This window comes from Serratia sp. ME47, from assembly GCF_903970925.1.
Taxonomy (GTDB): Bacteria; Pseudomonadota; Gammaproteobacteria; order Enterobacterales; family Enterobacteriaceae; genus Serratia; species Serratia ureilytica.
Genome location: NZ_CAJCKE010000004.1, coordinates 206,948 through 224,936, shown reverse-complemented (window position 1 = coordinate 224,936; position 17,989 = coordinate 206,948). Strand labels below are relative to the sequence as shown.

Sequence of the window (17,989 nt, the reverse complement as noted above, 5' to 3'; positions counted from 1 at the left end):
TGCCTGAGCGCGCCGGTGCCGGTGAAAAAAGGGAACTGTGATAGACTGCGGCCGATGCGTTGTTCACTCGCGAAACAACCCCTTTCTCAGAGTCAATGTCGTGAAGCTCTCTTCCTACTTTCGCCTGGCCTGCGTGACGGCCGGCGTGATGGCCCTAACCGGCTGCGGCAGCATCATCAGCCGCACCGTGCCCGGCGCCGGGCACGGTCACCAGTATTATCCCGGCGTGCAGTGGGATCTGCGCGATACGCCCTGGCGCTACGTCACGGTGATAGACGTGCCGCTGTCGATGGTGGTGGACACCTTTATGCTGCCGTTCGATGCGCAGCATGGCCCCTACGAGTAACTTCGTTCAGCGGGTGGCGAACACCACCAGCTGATAGCCTTTCTGCCCGCAATGGAAAGGCGCCAGCGCCGTCATCCCCAGCCCTTGCACGTGAGCGGCCAACGAATGCGGATTGTCGTCGTCGATAAACAGTGCGCCCACGTCGTAATCATGGCGAGTGTGCGCTTTGACTGCGGCGTAGAGGCGCTTTAATACGCCTTTGCCGCGCCAGGCCATGCTGAGGCAGACCGGGCCGTAGAGAAATACCCGCTGCTCACGCAGCGGCCGTCCGGCGAATGAGTGCGTGGCGAGCGTCGCCAGCATCGCATCCACCACCGGCGGCCGCGGCTGCGCGTCGGCGGGCATCAGGCAAACGAACCCCGCCAGTTGGCCTTCCTGTTCCGCCACCCATATGCCGATGCCGCGGTTGATCGCCGTCAGCTGCGCCTCATTCATGCGCGATACGATAAATCCCTGCCGTTTTTGGCGCTCATCGAGCGCTTCCGGCACGTTTTCCGCCTGCAGCTGCAAAATGGCGGGGTAGTCGGTGGGGCGGGCCTGGCGAATGTTCATGCTGCCTCCTTGGCGTTCAAAGCGTCGTGCGGGTTAACGTTCATCCCACTCATCGGCGGCGGCCTGGCCTTCTTCGGTATCCAACGGCGGCTCGAGCTGGAAGTCGCCTTCCTCCCATTCGTACAGGGTGTTTTCGTCTATCCACTCGGCGGTGATTTCCACCTCGTCGTAGTCACCGTCGAAGATCGCCTGCGCCGCCGCACCGCTGCGCAGCGTCAGGCATTCCACCGCCTCGCCTTCTTCTTCGAAGAACTCCGCCTGCCACATCGTGTCGCCATCCTGCATCACGTACTTTTGCAGATTGAACTGCTGCGGCACCGGCGGTTCGTCACCGCCGCCGCCTTCGGCGGTGTCGAGAAACTCTTCGCGTGCGGCCTCGATGGCTTCTTCCAGGGTTGCATACAGGCTCATGTTCGCCTCCGTTGACAATGAGAGTAAAGCGTCCGGCGTGCTGCCGGCGCGGTGGGGAAAACGTCAAAACTAATTGTTGTCTCACTGGCGCAGGATGCAAATTTTTTTGTTGTCCGCTCTGCGACGACGGTTGTCCGCAAAGCGGGAGAAGCAGGCGCGGTGGCGGGAAATAATGACGGTATCGTTCACTCAGGCATCAGGAGAAGCCCATGTTAATCGACCCTTCAAGCAAATACCGACCGTTCCCGCCGGTGACGTTACCGGATCGCCAGTGGCCTTCGCGTACCCTGCGACAGGCACCGCGCTGGTGTTCCAGCGATCTGCGCGACGGCAACCAGGCGCTGGCGGAGCCCATGGATAACGCGCGCAAGCGCGAGTTCTATCAGCTGCTGTTGCAGTGCGGTTTCAAAGAGATTGAGGTGGCTTTCCCTTCGGCGTCGCAAACGGACTTCGACTTTGTGCGCGCCCTGATCGACGAGCGGCTGATCCCGGACGATGTCACCATTCAGGTGCTGACGCAGTCGCGCGACGATCTGATCGACCGCACCTTCGAGGCGCTGCAGGGGGCGCCGCGGGCTATCGTGCATCTGTACAACGCCACGGCGCCGATGTTTCGCGACATCGTGTTCCGCCAGGATAAGGCGGCTACCGTGGCGCTGGCGGTGAACGGCGCGCGGCGCATTCGCCGGCATTGCGAGGCGCAGCCCGATACCGTCTGGTGCTTCGAATATTCGCCGGAAACCTTCTGCTTTACCGAATTGGCGTTCGCGCTGGAGATCTGCGAAGCGGTGGCGGATGTTTGGCAACCGGGGGCACAGCGGCCGATGATCATCAACCTGCCGGCGACGGTGGAGGTGAGTACGCCCAACGTGTATGCCGATCAGATCGAATGGTTCTGTCGCCACTTCAGCCGTCGCGCCGATGTGACGATCGGCGTGCACCCGCATAACGATCGCGGCACCGGCGTCGCCTGCGCCGAGCTGGCGCTGCTGGCCGGCGCCGATCGGGTCGAAGGCTGCCTGTTCGGCAACGGCGAGCGTACCGGCAACGTTGATCTGGTCACGCTGGCATTGAATCTCTATACCCAGGGCGTGGCGCCGGGCCTGGACTTCAGTCGCTTGAAGCAGGTGGTGGAGGTGGTGGAACAGTGCAATCAGCTGCCGGTGCATCCTCGCCATCCTTATGCCGGCGAATTGGTGTTTACCGCCTTCTCCGGATCGCATCAGGATGCGATCAAGAAAGGCTTCGCCGCGCAACGGCAGCGGCAAGATGGCTGGTGGCAGGTGCCTTACCTGCCGCTCGATCCCGCCGATGTCGGCTGCAGCTATGAGGCGGTGATCCGGGTTAACAGCCAGTCCGGCAAAAGCGGCGCCGCCTGGCTGTTGGAGCAGAACCATGGGCTGGCGCTGCCGCGCGGTTTGCAGATTGATTTCAGCCAGGTGGTCCAGCGGGCGACCGACGGCAGCGGTAAGGAAATGAGCGTCGCGCGGCTGTGGCGCTTATTCCGCGACACTTACGGGCTGGTGGAGCAGCCGCGCTTGCAACTGTTGAGCTATCAAACGGAAAGTCACGGCGTGGAAGCGTACAGTTTCAACGCGCGAGTCGCCTGGCAGGGGGAGCCTCTGCAGCTGCAGGGGGCCGGCAACGGCCTGCTTTCCAGCGCGGTGGATGCGCTGCGCCAACGCTTCGGTTTGCCGTTGGCTATCGAAGATTACCACGAGCATACGCTGGGGCATCAGAGCGACAGCCGAGCGGTGGCTTACATTCGCTGCGTTTTGCCGCACGGTGAGGCGAGCTACGGCGTTGGCATCGACGTCGACTCCGCCAGCGCTTCGCTGCAGGCGTTGTTCAACGTCGCCGGGCGCTATCTGGCGTCAACATCGGCGCGGCCCGGCTGAAATAGTCGCTGGGCGCTACCCCCAGCACTCGGCGAAACATGGCGCTGAACGCGCTGGGGCTGTCATAGCCGAGATCCAGCGCCACTTCCAACACCGAGCGTCCGGTCGCCAGCGCGTTCAGCGCCGCCAGCAAACGGGCGCGTCGCACCCAATCGCCAAAACGCAGCCCGGTTTCTCGCTGGAAGCGCCGCGACAGGGTGCGTCCGCTGACATTGAGGCGTTCGGCCGCCTGTTCCAGCGTCCAGGGCTGCGCCAGCGTGGCCTGAATATGGCGGCACAGGGCGAGCAGCGAGGCCTCGCGCGGCTCGGGCAGGTGCAGCGGCAAGCTCGGCAGCACCCGTAATTCATCCAGAATCAACTCCATGATGCGCTCGTCGCGCCCGCCGCTGGGGTAGCCGGGCGCAATCTCCATCGCGCTGATAATCAGCTCGCGCAGCAGCGGCGACACCTGCACCACCTGGCACTGAGCCGGCAGATCGGCGCGCGCCAGCGGATCGATGAACAACGTCCTGGCCGCTACCTGGCCGGTGATGCGCAGACTGTGCACCACTTTCGCCGGTACCCAGACGCCGCGGCCGGGCGGCACCACCCAACTGCCGAGTCGGGTAGTGACCTGCACCACGCCGCTCAGGCTGTGGATCAGCTGCGCGCAGTTATGGTAGTGCTCCGGCTCGCTGTCGCCATGATGATAATCCCTGGCTAACGGCCGGACAGGCTGATCGGGCGGCAGAACGTCGTGAAAAAACAGCATCGCTGGCGCCCTCCGCGCGGCAAAAGGATAAGACCAAACAGCATGCCATGCGGCGTTATTTCACGCCAGCCTGTGGCTTTGCGTGTCAATACTTTATAAAATAATATTATATAATTTTGTATATTGATGGAGGGGCAATGGATATTGACGCGATGCGTAAGGCGGCGGCGCAGGCCGGCGCGATGCTGCGCACCCTGGGCAACGAAGATCGGCTGCTGCTGCTGTGCCGGCTCAGTCAGGGCGAGATGGCGGTGAGCGAACTGGCGCAGGCGCTGGATATCCGCCAGCCGACGCTGTCCCAGCAGCTTGGCGTGCTGCGGGAGGAAGGGTTGGTGTCCACCCGGCGCGCCGGCAAGCAGATTTACTATGCGGTGGCCGATGCCAAAGCGCTGGCGCTGCTCCATACCCTGTATCAGCTTTATTGCCCACAACCGGAGAACCGCGATGACCATTGACTGGCAACACTTCACGCCTTATTCCGCGCTGGCGGGCGGGGCCATTATCGGCGGCGCGGTGGCGCTGCTGCTGCTGTTCAACGGCCGGATTGCCGGCATCAGCGGCATTACCGGCGGTGTATTGAGTGCCGGTGGCCAGGAGCGGGGCTGGCGCGCCGCATTTATTGGCGGGTTGCTGCTCTCTCCCTGGCTGTATGCTGCCGCTGCGGCTTTGCCGTCCGGTGAGATCGCGGTCGGCAACGGTGGGCTGGCGGCCGCAGGGCTGTTGGTGGGATTGGGCACTCGATTGGGCAGCGGTTGCACCAGCGGGCACGGCGTGTGCGGCGTCGCACGGTTGGCGCCGCGTTCGCTGGCCGCCACGGCGGTGTTTATGCTGCTGGGCTTTATGACCGTGTGGTTGATGCGCCACCTGGCGGGAGGTTGAGAATGCTTAAAACGCTGTTGGCGCTGCTGAGCGGCGTCATTTTCGGTCTGGGGCTGATCGTCGCCGGCATGGCCAATCCGGCCAAAGTGTTGGCGTTTCTCGACGTTACCGGCGCGTGGGATCCCTCGCTGGCGTTGGTGATGGCTGGTGCGATCGCGGTGGCGGCGCCGGCCTTCCTGTGGGCGAGGCGACGAGAGCGTAGCCTGTTGGGGGAAACGCTGCAGATCCCGGCCGCCGGGCGTCTGGATCGTCGTTTGCTGGCGGGCAGCGCGCTGTTCGGCATCGGCTGGGGCATCGCGGGTATTTGCCCCGGCCCAGCCTGGGTGTTGGCCGGGGCGGAGATAAGCCGGGTATGGCCGTTCCTGCTGGCAATGCTGGCGGGCATGGCGCTGTATGACGTTATCATGAGGAGGAGGAGGACATGTCGATAGCCAAAGCGGTGTTGCGCATCGCGCGCCCGACCGATCGGTTGCAAGAGATTGCTACGCTGTATTGCCGCGGGCTGGGGTTCGAAAAGCTGGGCGAGTTTGTCGATCATCAGGGGTTCGACGGCATGATGATCGGGCATCCGCAGCATGCCTACCATCTGGAGTTCACGCAGCATCGCGGGGTACGGGTCGGGCAGGCGCCGACGCAGGATCATCTGCTGGTATTTTATCTGCCGGATGAGAACGAATGGCGGGCCGCGTGTGAGCGGATGCGGGCGGCGGGATTCTTATCGGTCGCCGCCTATAATCCCTATTGGGATCGGGCGGGGCAAACCTTTGAAGATCCTGATGGCTACCGGGTGGTATTGCAACATCAGGCCTGGCAGGCATAAAAAAACCGGCGCATCGAGCGCCGGTTTGCGAGATAAAACGGGCTATCCGTCAGGCGTTGGTCGCCGGTTTTTGCGCGCTCTTGGACTGGGTATTTTCCAGCATGCGGCGAATCGGCACGATCAGCACGATAAGCACGGCGGCGCAGATCAGCAACGCGACTGAGCAGCGGGCGAACAGATTCGGCAGCATATCCAGTTGGTCGGCCTTGACGTGACCGCCGATCAGACCGGCTGCCAGGTTGCCCAACGCGCTGGCGCAGAACCACAGCCCCATCATCTGACCGCGCATTCTCTCCGGCGCCAGCAGCGTCATGGTGGCCAGCCCGATCGGGCTCAGGCACAGCTCACCCAGCGTCAGCATCAGGATACTGCCCACCAGCCACATCGGCGATACGCCGGCGCCGCCGTTGCTCAGCACATTCTGCGCGGCCAGCATCATCAGGCCAAAACCGCCGGCGGCGCACAGGATACCGATCACGAACTTGGTGATGCTGCTCGGACGCACGTTATTGCGTGCCAGTGCAGGCCAGGCCCAGCTGAAGACCGGTGCCAGCAGGATGATGAACAGGGCGTTGATCGACTGGAACCATACCGCCGGGATCTCGAAGTCGCCGATCATGCGATTGGTGTAATCGTTGGCGAACAGGTTAAACGAGGTCGGTTTCTGTTCAAACGCTGACCAGAAGAACGCGGCGGAGATCAGCAGGATGAAGCACACCAGCAGGCGTGCGCGCTCTTTGCGGCTCAGGCCGGCAAAGGCGAACAGATAGATGAAGTACAACGTGACCGACGCGGCGATCACGTACACCAGCACGCTGGCCACTTCGACCGGATTGATGACGATAGTGCCTTGGGCGATCAGCACGATGACCGCCACCAGGATGGCCGCCAACGCCAGCAACCAGGCGCCGACGCCTTTTTTCTTCGCGACCGGGCTGTTCCAGGTTGAGTCCAGGCCCACTTCGCGGTCATAGCGTTTCATCGCCGGGACGGCGAACACCCGGAAGATCACCAACGCCACCAGCATCCCGATACCGCCGATGCCGAAGCCCCAGTGCCAGCCGTGTGACTTGATCAGCCAGCCGGAGATCAGCGGGGCGATGAACGAACCGATGTTGATGCCCATGTAGAACAGCGAGAAACCGCCGTCGCGACGCGCATCGCCTTTCTTGTACAGCGTACCGACCATCACCGAGATACAGGTCTTGAACAGGCCGGAACCGAGCACGATGAACATCAGACCGATGAAGAACAGGTTGGTGCCCATCACTGCGGACAGCGCGATCGACAGGTGGCCGAGGGCGATCAGAATCGAACCGTACCAGACGGCCTTGCGTTGGCCGAGCCAGTTGTCCGCCAACCAGCCGCCCGGCAGCGCCGCCAGGTACATGCTGCCGGCGAAGATGCCGACGATCGCCGACGCGTTCTCGCGCGCCAGGCCCAGGCCGCCGTCGTACACCGTGGCGGCCATAAACAGGATCAGCAGCGGACGGATGCCATAGAACGAGAAGCGCTCCCACATTTCGGTGAAGAACAGAGAACCCAGCGGATAGGGATGGCCGAAGAAGGTCCGGCTTTCTGACTTATTGACAGAGGATTGCATAACGATTTCCCAATAAAAGGCGCTGCAAGGCTGCAGCCCGTACTGTGGTATGTATGTGTATTTAATGAAGGCGATCCGCCCAATGCGGATTACCCGACAAAACCGCGGCTGCAACGCTGATAAACCGTGGAAAGCGTGCTGACCTTTTCTTCACTTGGCCGATGGTTCACATCTGGCGTGATATTATTTAACCATTTGATAACTGGTCGTTGGTTTTGTCTAGTACCTGTATCCCATTTTTTAGACGAAAAGTCGACAAGCATCTCCTTTTCTGGTTTTTCTGTTGGTTGTGACAGGAATATGATTGACAGCGGGTTTTATGCACTGAAAGTTAATTATTTGTTGATAAACAAGATGTTGTATTAAGAAGGTTCTGAGTTAGGTGGAAATTCACCGGCGGCGAGAAAGCATTATTAAAAATAGGGGAAACGCGCCGTTGATCCGGCCAACGGCGGAAACTGGCGATAAATGCAGCTATTGCTCTTCCTGCAGCGTATCTTCCCGCATATAGCCCGGCCGTCGTCGCAGACACCACCAGGAATAGCCGGCGTTGAACAACACCACCAGCGCGGTGACGCCGAAGACCGCGCGAAAACCGTAACCGGCGGAGACTGCGGCGCCGAGCAGCGGGCCGCTGACGTTGCCGACGTCGCGGAACGACTGGTTATAGCTGAAAATACGGCCGGCCACCTGATTGGTGCAGTTATAAATCAACAGCGTCTGTACCGCCGGCAGCAACGCGCCGTCGGCTGCCCCCAGCAGAAAACGCAGCACCCCGAGTTGCCACGGCGTTTGCACGAACGCCATCGGGATCAGCAGCAGCACCGAAACGATCAGCATGAACACCAGTATGCGTTCCGGGCCGATGCGATCGCCCAGCTTGCCCAGCCGCGGGGCGCTCATCAATGCCGCGACACCGGGCACCGAGGCGATCAGCCCGCTGATAAACGCCAGATTGTGGGTGGCGCCGGCCAAATCGCGCACATACAGCGTCAGGATCGGCGCGATCGAACCGGTGGCGATCTGGATGATCATGGTGGTGACGAACAGGCTGAGCACCAGCTTCGGGTTTTTCAGCGAAGCGAACACCTGCTTTGCGTGCAGCATGTCGCGCTTTTGCACCGGGATGAATTGTTCTTTGACATACAGCAGCGTCAGCACGAAGCAGACGAACAGCACCGCGGCGGTGATATAAAACACCGGGCGCAGGCCGTATAAATCGGCCAGCAGTCCCCCGATCAGCGGGCCGATCAGCGCACCGCCGACGCCGCCGGTGGACAGGGTGCCGAGCGCCCAGCCGCTGCGGTTGCGCGGCACCTGGGTGGCGATCAGCGCGTTGGCGTTGGGAATGAACCCGCCGAGCAGCCCCAGCACCGCACGCAGCGCGAGAAACTGCCAGACCGTTTGCGCCATGCCCATCAGCGCCATGACGATCGCCATACCGAGCGCCGAACGCAGCAGCATCAGTTTGCGGCCGCGTCGATCGGCCAGGGCGCCCCAGAACGGTGCGGCGATAGCGGAAAACAGGAAGGTGATGCTGAACAGCAGACCGGACCACATGTTGAGCGCCTGATGGCCGGTAACGCCCAGCGTCTCTACGTACAGCGGCAGAAACGGCATCACCAGGCTGAAGGCGGCGCCGGTGAGAAAACATCCCAGCCAGGCGACGAAAAGATTGCGTTTCCAGTTAACGGGTTCTGCTGCCGAAGCCATAAATGTCCACTGCCGAAAGGTGACGCGTTTTGCCGGTGGCGAGATGATGGGGCAAAACGTGAAAGTTAGCGTGGTAAGTATGCGCCGCAGGCGCGGCGACGGCAAACGAGGGGACGCAGATAGGGCAAAAAATGAAATAAAGTTTTAAAAATGGCGTTTAAACCTTATTCCGCGCTTGGCGCGCGGAATTTACAGCGTTTTATAGTCCGGCCAGCGCCTCGAAACCGGCGGCGGTGGTGGTGGCGCTAAAGTCGGTGACCTCGTAGTGGGCCACGGCGTTGAACGGATCTTCGGCCAGGATGGCGTCCAGCCGAGCACGCTCAATGCCTTTGGCCAGGATCACGCCGCCGGTGCGGGGATTCTTGCGGCCGGAGGCGACGAAGGTGCCGTCCTGAAAATATTTCTTAAGCCAGGCGATGTGCCCGTCAAGGTGGCTGTCGACGTCGGCGATCGGGCGATGGTAGGTCAGGCTGACAATGTACATGGCGGCTCCAAGGGTGGCGGCAAAAGCATTACCATCCCACCCTCGCCGGCGATTCTCAAGGGGCGCGCAATAAAAAACCCGCCGGCGGCGGGTTTGCGTGATCAGTACAGCGAAGGCTCGCCTTCCGGGCGGGTCTTGAAGCGGCGGTGCAGCCACATGTATTGGTCCGGCGCCATCAGGATCTCTTTTTCCACCACTTTATTCATAAAGGCGGCGGCGTCGAGTTCGTTGTCCAGCGGGAAGTTTTCCACCGCCGGCTGCATGATCAGCTCATAGCCTTTGCCGTCCGGCAGGCGACGCGGGGTGAACGGAATGATCGCCGGTTTGCCCATCCGCACCAGCACGTAGCTGCCGGTGGTGGTGGCGGCTTTATCCACCGCGAACAGCGGCACGAAAACGCTGCTGCGCGGGCCGTAGTCGTGATCCGGCGCATACCAGATGATATCGCCCTGTTTCAGGGCGCGGATCATGCCTTTGACGTCTTTACGATCCAGCATCGATTTGTTGGAACGCATCCGGCCCCAGGTTTGCAGCCAGTCCATCAGCTTGTTGTCGTGCGGGCGGTAAACGCCGATGCCCGGGTTGTGAATGCCGAAGATGCGCGCGCCCAGCTCCAGCGTCAAAAAGTGCAGGCCAATCAGCAACACGCCCTGATGGTTGTCGCGCGCTTTTTGAATGTGCTCCAGGCCGCTGACCTTGAACCAGCGCTCGATGCGCCAGTTCGGCCAGAACCACGCCATGCCGGTTTCAAACAACCCCATGCCGACCGATTCGAAATTCTTTACCACCAGCGCATCGCGTTCAGCCTGCGGCATGTCGGGAAAACAGAGTTCGAGGTTACGTTGGGCGATAACGACGCGTCGCTTGAGAAAGCGCATGGAAAATCGCCCGATCGAGGTGCCGAGCCAGTAGATGACGGGATAAGGCAGCAACACCAGCAGATACAGCAAGCCGATGCCTACCCAGGTCAGCCAGTAGCGCGGGTGCAGTAAGGAGCGATTGAAAGTAGGAACTTGAGTCATGGGTTCTCTGTTTTAATACGGTTGTTTAAGTGTAATGACAGAGTCATAGCATGGTCTGACGGCCGGGTGGGCTCGGTCGCTAGGTTCGTTTCTGCCGATTGTTTGCGACTATTGTGGCATTTTTCTGACGATCCGGGAAAACACAACGCATTAAAATCCCTTTTTGGGCGTTAAATATGCATCGAATGCCGAATTTTTCCACAATGTTTCCTGCCAAAAGCCCATGGCGATATCCTTATCAGGAAGGTCAATACGGTGGCATCCGGGATGAGTGCGCGATGCAGGTATGCGTACGCGAGCGCCAGGGCTGCGCGGCGGCGGTTTTTCGGGTATGATGTGCGCCGCGCGCGGGCCGGCTGGCTGCGCGCGGTAATCAGTCACCTCCCGAAAGACAGGAAAGTACACCATGCCAGTGTTACATAACCGAATTTCTAATGAGGAACTGAAGGCGCGCATGCTGGCGGAAACCGAGCCGCGCACCACAGTTTCTTTTTACAAATACTTCTCCATCGACGATCCCAAGGCGTTTCGCGACAGCCTGTACGTTCAGTTCGAAAAACTGAAGGTGTTCGGCCGCATCTACGTGGCGAAAGAGGGCATCAACGCGCAGATCAGCGTGCCGCAGCATAACTTCGACGCGTTTAAAGCCGCGCTGTTCGCCTCGCACCCGGCGTTGGATCAGGTCCGCCTGAATATCGCGCTGGAAGACGACGGCAAGTCCTTCTGGGTGCTGCGCCTCAAGGTGCGCGAGCGCATCGTGGCTGACGGCATCGATGACGAGAGCTTCGATCCGAGCAACGTCGGTGAGTATCTGCAGGCCGATCGCGTCAATCAGATGATCGACGATCCGAATACGGTATTCGTCGATATGCGCAATCACTATGAGTACGAAGTCGGCCATTTCGAAAACGCCATCGAGGTGCCGTCGGATACCTTCCGCGATCAGCTGCCGATGGCGGTGGAGATGTTGCAGGACAGCAAAGACAAGAATATCGTCATGTACTGCACCGGCGGCATTCGCTGTGAAAAAGCCAGCGCCTATATGCTGCACAACGGCTTTAAAAACATCTACCACGTGGAAGGCGGGATTATCGAGTACACCCGCAAAGCGAAAGAACAGGGGTTGCCGCTGAAGTTTATCGGCAAAAACTTCGTGTTCGATGAGCGTATGGGGGAGCGCATTTCCGACGATGTGATCGCCAACTGCCACCAGTGCGGCGCGCCGTGCGATACCCATACCAACTGCAAGAACGACGGCTGCCATCTGCTGTTCATTCAGTGCCCGAGCTGCGCCGCCAAGTTTGAAGGATGCTGCAGCGAGATTTGCCGCGAAGAGCTGAAGCTGCCGCGCGAAGAGCAGCGCGCGCGCCGTGCCGGCCGCGAAAATGGCGTCAAGATTTTCAATAAATCGAAAGGATTATTGCAGACCACGATGCACATTCCGGCACCGGAAGAAGAAGGCCCAGCCCGCTGAGCCTGAGGAACCGACAAGCCCGGCCGCCAAGCCGGGCTTTTTTTTATTTCTCGCGCACGCCTTCTACGGAGATGATCAGCTCAACGTCTTGCGACGCCGGGCCCAGATCGGTGGTGATGCCAAAATCTTTCAGCTTGATCTTGCCGTTGGCTTCAAAGCCGGCGCGGTAGCCGCCCCACGGATCGTTGCCCTGGCCAATCAGTTTGGCATCGAGCGTAACCGGTTTGGTGACGCCGTTCAGCGTCAGGTTGCCGACCACCGCGTAACCGTCGCCGCTTTTCTTCACTTCGGTGGATTCAAACTTGGCTTGCTTGTTCTTCTCCACGTTGAGGAACTCGGCGCTGCGCAGGTGCTTGTCGCGCTCGGCGTGGTTGGTGTCGACGCTGGCGGTATTGATGGTCACGTTGACCTTGTCCTTGGACGGATCTTTCTCGTCGAAGGTGAAGCCGCCGTCGAAGTCTTTAAAGCTGCCGTACAGCCAGCTGTAGCCCAGGTGCTGGATGCGGAATTCGATAAAGGCGTGTTGGCCTTGTTTGTCGATCTTGTAGTCTGCCGCCAGTGCGGAACCGGCGCTCAGCAGCAGGGCGCCTGCGGTCAGGCCCAATACGGTCTTTTTCAACATAGCAATCTCCATAAATCCAAAGGTTAATCGGCGCTGCTACCCAGCATCCGTTTCAAAGTGACATCACGATCGATAAAGTGATGTTTAAGCGCGGCCAGCCCGTGCAGTACCGAGAGCACTACCACGGCCCAGGCCAGGTAAAGGTGTATGGCGCCGGCGGTGTCGGCCTGTTCCGCCATGCCGGTCACGGTGGCGGGCACGTTGAACCAGCCGAACACGCTGATCGGTTGGCCGTCTGCGGTGGAGATCAGATAGCCGCTGATCAGAATGCCGAACAACACGGCGTACAGCGCCAGATGTGCGAGGATGGCGCTGACGCGAGTGAGGCGGCCATAGCTGGCCAGCGGTTTGGGCGGCGGTGAGACAAAGCGCCAGACCACGCGGATCACCATCACAATGAACAGCAGCGTGCCGATGCTTTTGTGGATCTCCGGCGCCTGATGGTACCAGACGTCGTAATAGCCCAGCGTGACCATCCACAGGCCGAGTGCGAACATGCCGTACACCGTCAGCGCCACCAGCCAGTGGATCAACACTGACACATGGCCGAAACGATCGGCGGTATTTTTCCAGAGCATCCTGTTTCCTTCGATTACCGATTGGCTGGCTGCAATAATTAAACTTTAGGAAACATAAAATCAATAATAAATTTAACTATGTTACTACTTTGAAATATTAGTCAGTGAATTTGTTCGAGATGTTCGGAGTTAATCAGATAAATCGTTGGAGATAATATTATTTCGCTCACGAGAGGTTCATGCTAGTCATTGAAAAATGGGGCTATTATCTATTAATGTCAGCTTTTGTCATTTTACGTAAACCCCTCGTGAGTTGCCCGGCGAGATTATTTGTTGGCAAAGGTTATGCCTATTTATTGCGGCGCAGGGCAGGGCGGAAAGATTAACTTTGTCGAACGGTTGCGCTAAATCCCCTGCGGTGCAGCGGCGGATTTTGCTACCATTAGCGCCAAGAGCCGGCGCCCTGGCGCCGGTTAACCCAGTGAAATAACAAGGAAACGTCATGGGCCGAACCCGTGTGACCGACAGCAGCCTGCGTCTGGCCGTCCTGCTGGCGATGTTGGTGATCATTTTGGCCGGGGTGAAAGCCGCCGCCGACATTGTGGTGCCGTTTTTGCTGGCGGTATTTCTCGCCATGGTGCTGAATCCGCTGGTGGCGATGCTGGAGCGTAAACGGGTGCCGCGTATCGTCGGGGTGACGCTGCTGGTGACGGCGGTGATCGTGGTCGTGATGCTGTTTATCGGCATGCTGGGGGCTTCGCTGAACGAGTTCGCCCGTTCGCTGCCGCAGTACCGCGGCATGATGATCGAGAAGCTGCGCGAGCTGCAGCATTACGCCGACCGTTTCAATATCAGCCTTTCCAGCGAAGCGATGCTGCAGTATGTCGATCCCAGCGCGGCGATGAATCTGGTCACCCGCATGCTGGGGCACCTGTCTGGCGCGATGACCAACATCTTCCTGCTGCTGATGACCGTGGTGTTTATGCTGTTCGAAGTGCAGTTGCTGCCTTACAAGCTGCAGCAGGCGCTGGATAAGCCGAACGAGGGGCTCGCCGCGATGCGGCGGGCGCTGGACGGCGTGACGCGCTATCTGGTGATTAAAACCATCATCAGCCTGGCCACCGGGGTGATCGTCTGGATCTTCCTGGCGGCGGTCGGCGTGCGTTTTGCCTTTATCTGGGGGCTGCTGGCATTTCTGCTCAACTACATTCCCAACATTGGCTCGGTATTGGCCGCCATTCCGCCGCTGATTCAGGCGCTGTTGTTCAACGGGCTGGGCGATGCGCTGGTGGTGGCGGGCGGTTTTATCGCTGTCAACATGGTGATCGGTAATATCCTCGAACCACGAGTAATGGGGCGCGGGCTGGGGCTGTCGACGCTGGTGGTGTTCCTGTCACTGATCTTTTGGGGCTGGCTGCTCGGCCCGGTGGGCATGTTGCTGTCGGTGCCGCTGACGATCGTGGCGCGCATCGCGCTGGAGACTACCGAGGGCGGCTATCGGCTGGCGGTTATCCTGGGGGACGGCCGCCCGCCGCGCCAGCCTCCGGCGGCGCCGGAGTGAGGTAATTTCTTGTGGCCACGTTGAGCCGTGCGTTATTAATGAATTTTGAATAAGCCACCCAACGGTGGCTTAACGCTTCTACTGCTAATGCATACTGTGAACATTGGCCATTCAGTAAATACTACAGCCACTTAGACCACCTTACATAGGCGACACAAACGACAATGGCCCAGATGAGGGTGAGATAAAAACCAGTCTTTGGAAACACTGAAACGAGAATAACCCCGCCGACAATAATGAGTACGATAGGGATTAGGTAAGCGAACGAGTTACCCAGCCATTCAATCAACCACTTCATTTTGTGAGGATCTTGTTCATCAGGAAAATGATTTCCTCTTCATTATTAGATCCTGAATTAGTTAGGTAGATGATTTTTTTCATTTCTGGCTCGATCATAAAGTACAGCAATTCTAGGTTTTCTTTGTAGAGAGCAGAGTAATAGTTAGGATCTGAAAATTGAAGTTTTCTTGCGGAAATGGCGGCTGTTTGCATTTTTCCATAGAAACTTAAAACGCTTACGGCAACTAAACTACTTTTATTGATGATGTTAATATGTGATTCTTTGAAGTCGTGGGATTCAGTAATTAGTTTTGCGATCGTATACGCAACTGACAATTTAGAAAACTTTTCTGATGCATGGTTAGCAAGTTTTTCAGTGATAGCTTGCATAATTTTATGCTGACCTGGGGCACTGATCCTACTAAGCTTAATATTAAAATAGATTTCCACCATATCCAGTACTACGTCTTTTCGCTGGTACACCTGCCGAATTGATAACAACATGCGGGTATCTTCTTGCCTCAACTGCTTACATACGTCTTTGTAGTCATCAAACAGACAGGAACCATACCAACTTGCTCGCTCGGCACCAGACCTAAAACTCTGTACAGTACTGGTAGTGTCTTTCTTGAGTTGTCCAAGGGACCTCTCAATACTTAGGGCAATGGCTCGGTCTGCCTGCATCTTTAACTTGAGATAGGACATGCGTTATCATTTCCTTTGATGTAGAATCCATTAGGCGATTATATATTGAACAGTAAATAATGCAAGGATGACCAATGAAGAGAGTAATTGCATATATCGTATTGACTCTGATCTACTTTGTCGTACTGGCTGAAGTGGTTTTCAGGCGTCTATCAGAGGATACGTACTTAAAGGTGGCGAAGATCTCAAACCCACTAGGTTTAATGAGCTCATCGTTTGACTCTCTAATTGTCATGCTCATTTTATTATCGATCGTTATTTCTTGGGTAACGATGCGTCTTATCTCAAAGCGTAGAGATTGATAACTTAATAATGTCCGGCGCCCTAATAAAAGGGTATCTCAGGACTAATGAATTAGTATTACCGGAAAAATTACCTTTTCCTCCATTGCATTTTATTTATTGGGAACCCCGTTGAATAATAGTTCATCCACCGCAATCGTCTCCGATGTCGTCGGCGTAAGGAATATTTTGCCATTCACGCCGGGCTGGGCGGCGTGGTGCAGCGCCGCTGCGTACTGACGCAAAGGATAAATCGCGGCAGGCGGGCGCAGCGCCAGCTGGCCGCGTCGCAGCAGCAGGAATAACTGATAAAACGCCGTCTGCCATTGCGCCGGCGCTGCCTGTGCGTTCCATTTGCGCAAGTGGAACAGCGAAGCGCGCAGCTTTAACTCGTCCACCACGCGCCGCCAGTCTACCTGGCGGCCGCTCAGCAGGCCCAGCGCCACAAAATCGCCGCCGGTGCGAACCGCCCGCGCCAACTGCAATCCGTCTTCTCCGCCAATGCAGTCGATGGCCGCACGGGCGCCAAAATTCGTCATTTCCGCCAGCTGCGGCGCTTCGATAACGCGCCAGGCGCCGGCGGCCAGCAACGCCTGGCGATGAGCGACGTTGCGCGCCACGACCGCCAGACGAATGCCGCGCAGCGCCGTCAGCTGCGCCAGCAGCAGGCTGACAGCGGAGCCGCCGCCGTTGAGCAGCAGTACGTCGCCGGCGCTGAGCGGCAGCCATTGGGTCAACAGCACCCAGCAGGTGAGCGGGTTGATATAGATTTGCGCTGCGCAGGCGTCGTCGATGTCGTCCGGCACCCAGACCACCCGATCTTCAGGCAGCGTGACGAACGTTTGCCAACTGCCGTTACCCGCTACCGCCAGCGCGCGTCGGCCCGTTGAATGCCCATTCTGCGGATTGACGACGACGCCCACGCCTTCATATCCCGGCACCTGAGGAAGGGCGATGCGGTGCGCGTATTGGCCGTGGATCGGGATCAGATCGGAAGGGTTGATCGGGGCATAGCGCATCTGCAATAACCGCTGTCCGGGGCGCAGCAACGGTCTGCTCGTCTGCTGCAATTCCAGCACCTGGGCGGGATCGCCGAAGCGGTTGAAGCTCAATCGGGGAAATAACGGCGGCATGGCTTACATGACGAAAAAGAAATAGACATCCAACGCCAGCAGCACCAGCCACAGACAAAGGTACAGCACCAGATGCTCACGCACATTGTTGACGATAGCCGCCAGTATTCGGTTTAACATTTCAGCCGCCTGAAGAGAAGGACCCTTGATTATAGTCCTTTTCTCGGCGTCATTTATAGCGCGCCGCGCGTGAGTGGCGGGAAAGTGGCGATAAAAAAGCCTGCGTTATCGCAGGCTTGAGGTTACACGGCCAACAGCGCCAGCGGCGTTGAATTCGCCGGCGTGCTCGGCGGGTAGAAATAGCGCAGCACGTTATACAGCGAGTAAAACTCCAGCCGGTTGCGCGCGTTGATCTTTTCCGTGATGTGACGCTTGTGCACATAGACCGTATGGGAGCTGATCTGCAGTTTTTTCGCAATGCGGTAGTTAGGCATCTCTGCCATCCAATACTTCATTACCGTCAGCTCCTGCGGGCTGAACAGGGAACGCTCTTCGCCGTCATCGGCCAGCGCCAGCGGATCCTCGCGCAGTGTGCGTAAGGTGAGCGGCAGAATGCTTTTATTGAACAGAAAAGCGTTATCGGCGATGCGCATTGGCGCTTCGCTGTAAGGGTAAGGTGTATCGAGATAGATAAACAGCAAGGCGGACTGGCTGGCTTCCATAAAGGCCTGCAGTTGCGCGTCCGCTTCGTTATAGCGGCATTGGTTGCTGAGGTTCACCAGAATGTGGCTCGGCTGAAAGCTGGCCAACAGCGATGTAGCGTATTCAATGCTGTGGCAGCACTTGATCGTCGTGATCCCACTATCAGCAAAGTAGCTGGCTATACCGACCCGGGTGAAGCAGCATTCGTCCACGACAAGTAGTTTCATGGTGACGTCCTTGTTGAAAGCCGATGGAGCATATCTTCTGTAAAATAGGACTTACACTGCAAGTGTTC

At 58.4% G+C, this 17,989-nt stretch carries 21 protein-coding genes; 8 read left to right on the top strand and 13 right to left on the bottom strand.

Annotated features, from left to right (window positions below; translation table 11 throughout):
• Positions 1-100: 100 nt before the first annotated feature.
• On the top strand, positions 101-346 hold the full coding sequence (locus tag H7A77_RS06785) for a YceK/YidQ family lipoprotein (protein WP_033642658.1): 246 nt from the start codon (positions 101-103) through the stop codon (positions 344-346).
• Between the two features lie 6 nt (positions 347-352).
• On the opposite strand, the gene H7A77_RS06780 is transcribed toward H7A77_RS06785, so the two are convergent.
• Positions 353-898: a GNAT family N-acetyltransferase gene (locus H7A77_RS06780; protein ID WP_033650724.1), complete on the bottom strand. Its 546-nt coding sequence runs from the start codon at positions 896-898 to the stop codon at positions 353-355.
• 33 nt (positions 899-931) lie between these two features.
• Positions 932-1,309 carry a MysB family protein gene (locus H7A77_RS06775; protein WP_015377419.1) on the bottom strand — a complete coding sequence of 126 codons (378 nt, stop codon included), beginning with the start codon at positions 1,307-1,309 and terminating at the stop codon, positions 932-934.
• A 209-nt stretch (positions 1,310-1,518) separates the two neighbouring features.
• On the opposite strand from H7A77_RS06775, the gene leuA reads away from it, so the two are divergent.
• Complete coding sequence (leuA, locus tag H7A77_RS06770) at positions 1,519-3,207, top strand: 2-isopropylmalate synthase (protein ID WP_182073966.1); 1,689 nt, start codon at positions 1,519-1,521, stop codon at positions 3,205-3,207.
• Here leuA and H7A77_RS06765 read toward each other — a convergent pair.
• On the bottom strand, positions 3,158-3,958 hold the full coding sequence (locus tag H7A77_RS06765) for a helix-turn-helix transcriptional regulator (RefSeq protein ID WP_182073965.1): 801 nt from the start codon (positions 3,956-3,958) through the stop codon (positions 3,158-3,160). The genes leuA and H7A77_RS06765 overlap by 50 nt on opposite strands.
• Before the next feature lie 137 nt (positions 3,959-4,095).
• Here H7A77_RS06765 and H7A77_RS06760 point away from each other — a divergent pair, with 137 nt between their 5' ends.
• From H7A77_RS06760 to H7A77_RS06745, 4 genes are read left to right on the top strand one after another with little or no spacing between them, the layout of a single operon-like run.
• Positions 4,096-4,413: a helix-turn-helix transcriptional regulator gene (locus H7A77_RS06760; RefSeq protein ID WP_033638023.1), complete on the top strand. Its 318-nt coding sequence runs from the start codon at positions 4,096-4,098 to the stop codon at positions 4,411-4,413.
• Positions 4,403-4,837 carry a YeeE/YedE family protein gene (locus tag H7A77_RS06755; protein WP_033642664.1) on the top strand — a complete coding sequence of 145 codons (435 nt, stop codon included), beginning with the start codon at positions 4,403-4,405 and terminating at the stop codon, positions 4,835-4,837. Before H7A77_RS06760 ends, H7A77_RS06755 begins: the two co-directional genes overlap by 11 nt.
• A gap of 2 nt (positions 4,838-4,839) precedes the next feature.
• Positions 4,840-5,268: a YeeE/YedE family protein gene (locus tag H7A77_RS06750; protein WP_033650730.1), complete on the top strand. Its 429-nt coding sequence runs from the start codon at positions 4,840-4,842 to the stop codon at positions 5,266-5,268.
• Entirely contained in the window at positions 5,259-5,657 is a 399-nt protein-coding gene (locus H7A77_RS06745) for a VOC family protein (RefSeq protein WP_033642666.1), read from the top strand. The genes H7A77_RS06750 and H7A77_RS06745 overlap by 10 nt, the downstream gene beginning before the upstream one ends.
• A 49-nt stretch (positions 5,658-5,706) precedes the next feature.
• On the opposite strand, the gene H7A77_RS06740 is transcribed toward H7A77_RS06745, so the two are convergent.
• The 4 genes from H7A77_RS06740 to H7A77_RS06725 all read right to left on the bottom strand — a co-directional run bounded on the left by H7A77_RS06740 (position 5,707) and on the right by H7A77_RS06725 (position 10,479).
• Entirely contained in the window at positions 5,707-7,260 is a 1,554-nt protein-coding gene (locus H7A77_RS06740) for a peptide MFS transporter (protein ID WP_042784184.1), read from the bottom strand.
• A 474-nt stretch (positions 7,261-7,734) separates the two neighbouring features.
• Entirely contained in the window at positions 7,735-8,973 is a 1,239-nt protein-coding gene (gene mdtG / locus H7A77_RS06735; RefSeq protein ID WP_182073964.1) for a multidrug efflux MFS transporter MdtG, read from the bottom strand.
• A gap of 199 nt (positions 8,974-9,172) precedes the next feature.
• A complete protein-coding gene (locus H7A77_RS06730; RefSeq protein WP_033642669.1) occupies positions 9,173-9,457 on the bottom strand; it encodes a YciI family protein in 285 nt (94 codons plus the stop codon).
• A 101-nt stretch (positions 9,458-9,558) separates the two neighbouring features.
• Positions 9,559-10,479: a Kdo(2)-lipid IV(A) acyltransferase gene (locus H7A77_RS06725; RefSeq protein WP_025159951.1), complete on the bottom strand. Its 921-nt coding sequence runs from the start codon at positions 10,477-10,479 to the stop codon at positions 9,559-9,561.
• 406 nt (positions 10,480-10,885) lie between these two features.
• Between H7A77_RS06725 and H7A77_RS06720 the strand changes: the two genes are divergently transcribed.
• Entirely contained in the window at positions 10,886-11,953 is a 1,068-nt protein-coding gene (locus tag H7A77_RS06720; protein ID WP_033638032.1) for a rhodanese-related sulfurtransferase, read from the top strand.
• Positions 11,954-11,996: 43 nt separating this feature from the next.
• Here the strand turns inward: H7A77_RS06720 and H7A77_RS06715 are convergent, their stop codons facing one another.
• A complete protein-coding gene (locus tag H7A77_RS06715) occupies positions 11,997-12,575 on the bottom strand; it encodes a YceI family protein (RefSeq protein WP_016928208.1) in 579 nt (192 codons plus the stop codon).
• Positions 12,576-12,598: 23 nt separating this feature from the next.
• Positions 12,599-13,153 (bottom strand): cytochrome b, encoded by a 555-nt coding sequence (locus H7A77_RS06710; protein ID WP_033642671.1) that lies wholly within the window; start codon positions 13,151-13,153, stop codon positions 12,599-12,601.
• Between the two features lie 442 nt (positions 13,154-13,595).
• Between H7A77_RS06710 and H7A77_RS06705 the strand changes: the two genes are divergently transcribed.
• Complete coding sequence (locus H7A77_RS06705) at positions 13,596-14,654, top strand: AI-2E family transporter (protein WP_182073963.1); 1,059 nt, start codon at positions 13,596-13,598, stop codon at positions 14,652-14,654.
• A 294-nt stretch (positions 14,655-14,948) separates the two neighbouring features.
• Here the strand turns inward: H7A77_RS06705 and H7A77_RS06700 are convergent, their stop codons facing one another.
• The 4 genes from H7A77_RS06700 to H7A77_RS06685 form a co-directional block, all read right to left on the bottom strand.
• Positions 14,949-15,638 carry a hypothetical protein gene (locus tag H7A77_RS06700; protein WP_042784188.1) on the bottom strand — a complete coding sequence of 230 codons (690 nt, stop codon included), beginning with the start codon at positions 15,636-15,638 and terminating at the stop codon, positions 14,949-14,951.
• A gap of 394 nt (positions 15,639-16,032) precedes the next feature.
• Positions 16,033-17,052, bottom strand: coding sequence for a zinc-dependent alcohol dehydrogenase family protein (locus H7A77_RS06695; RefSeq protein ID WP_182073962.1), 1,020 nt, complete (start codon positions 17,050-17,052; stop codon positions 16,033-16,035).
• Positions 17,053-17,055: 3 nt separating this feature from the next.
• The gene (locus tag H7A77_RS06690; RefSeq protein ID WP_004927822.1) at positions 17,056-17,172 is read right to left on the bottom strand and encodes a DUF2770 family protein; all 117 of its coding nucleotides are present in this window, start codon (positions 17,170-17,172) and stop codon (positions 17,056-17,058) included.
• Positions 17,173-17,294: 122 nt separating this feature from the next.
• On the bottom strand, positions 17,295-17,921 hold the full coding sequence (locus tag H7A77_RS06685) for a LuxR C-terminal-related transcriptional regulator (RefSeq protein WP_089191509.1): 627 nt from the start codon (positions 17,919-17,921) through the stop codon (positions 17,295-17,297).
• Between the last annotated feature and the right edge of the window lie 68 nt (positions 17,922-17,989).

Bases quoted from the DNA above. Each gene is read 5' to 3' on its own strand.
- H7A77_RS06755 (WP_033642664.1), top strand. From the start codon at position 4,403: ATGACCATTGACTGGCAACACTTCACGCCTTATTCCGCGCTGGCGGGC.
- H7A77_RS06740 (WP_042784184.1), bottom strand. From the start codon at position 7,260: ATGCAATCCTCTGTCAATAAGTCAGAAAGCCGGACCTTCTTCGGCCAT.
- H7A77_RS06695 (WP_182073962.1), bottom strand. From the start codon at position 17,052: ATGCCGCCGTTATTTCCCCGATTGAGCTTCAACCGCTTCGGCGATCCC.
- H7A77_RS06705 (WP_182073963.1), top strand. From the start codon at position 13,596: ATGGGCCGAACCCGTGTGACCGACAGCAGCCTGCGTCTGGCCGTCCTG.
- H7A77_RS06775 (WP_015377419.1), bottom strand. From the start codon at position 1,309: ATGAGCCTGTATGCAACCCTGGAAGAAGCCATCGAGGCCGCACGCGAA.
- H7A77_RS06715 (WP_016928208.1), bottom strand. From the start codon at position 12,575: ATGTTGAAAAAGACCGTATTGGGCCTGACCGCAGGCGCCCTGCTGCTG.
- H7A77_RS06730 (WP_033642669.1), bottom strand. From the start codon at position 9,457: ATGTACATTGTCAGCCTGACCTACCATCGCCCGATCGCCGACGTCGAC.
- H7A77_RS06685 (WP_089191509.1), bottom strand. From the start codon at position 17,921: ATGAAACTACTTGTCGTGGACGAATGCTGCTTCACCCGGGTCGGTATA.
- H7A77_RS06725 (WP_025159951.1), bottom strand. From the start codon at position 10,479: ATGACTCAAGTTCCTACTTTCAATCGCTCCTTACTGCACCCGCGCTAC.
- H7A77_RS06745 (WP_033642666.1), top strand. From the start codon at position 5,259: ATGTCGATAGCCAAAGCGGTGTTGCGCATCGCGCGCCCGACCGATCGG.
- H7A77_RS06720 (WP_033638032.1), top strand. From the start codon at position 10,886: ATGCCAGTGTTACATAACCGAATTTCTAATGAGGAACTGAAGGCGCGC.
- leuA (WP_182073966.1), top strand. From the start codon at position 1,519: ATGTTAATCGACCCTTCAAGCAAATACCGACCGTTCCCGCCGGTGACG.
- H7A77_RS06780 (WP_033650724.1), bottom strand. From the start codon at position 898: ATGAACATTCGCCAGGCCCGCCCCACCGACTACCCCGCCATTTTGCAG.
- H7A77_RS06765 (WP_182073965.1), bottom strand. From the start codon at position 3,958: ATGCTGTTTTTTCACGACGTTCTGCCGCCCGATCAGCCTGTCCGGCCG.
- H7A77_RS06690 (WP_004927822.1), bottom strand. From the start codon at position 17,172: ATGTTAAACCGAATACTGGCGGCTATCGTCAACAATGTGCGTGAGCAT.
- H7A77_RS06710 (WP_033642671.1), bottom strand. From the start codon at position 13,153: ATGCTCTGGAAAAATACCGCCGATCGTTTCGGCCATGTGTCAGTGTTG.
- H7A77_RS06750 (WP_033650730.1), top strand. From the start codon at position 4,840: ATGCTTAAAACGCTGTTGGCGCTGCTGAGCGGCGTCATTTTCGGTCTG.
- H7A77_RS06700 (WP_042784188.1), bottom strand. From the start codon at position 15,638: ATGTCCTATCTCAAGTTAAAGATGCAGGCAGACCGAGCCATTGCCCTA.
- H7A77_RS06760 (WP_033638023.1), top strand. From the start codon at position 4,096: ATGGATATTGACGCGATGCGTAAGGCGGCGGCGCAGGCCGGCGCGATG.
- mdtG (WP_182073964.1), bottom strand. From the start codon at position 8,973: ATGGCTTCGGCAGCAGAACCCGTTAACTGGAAACGCAATCTTTTCGTC.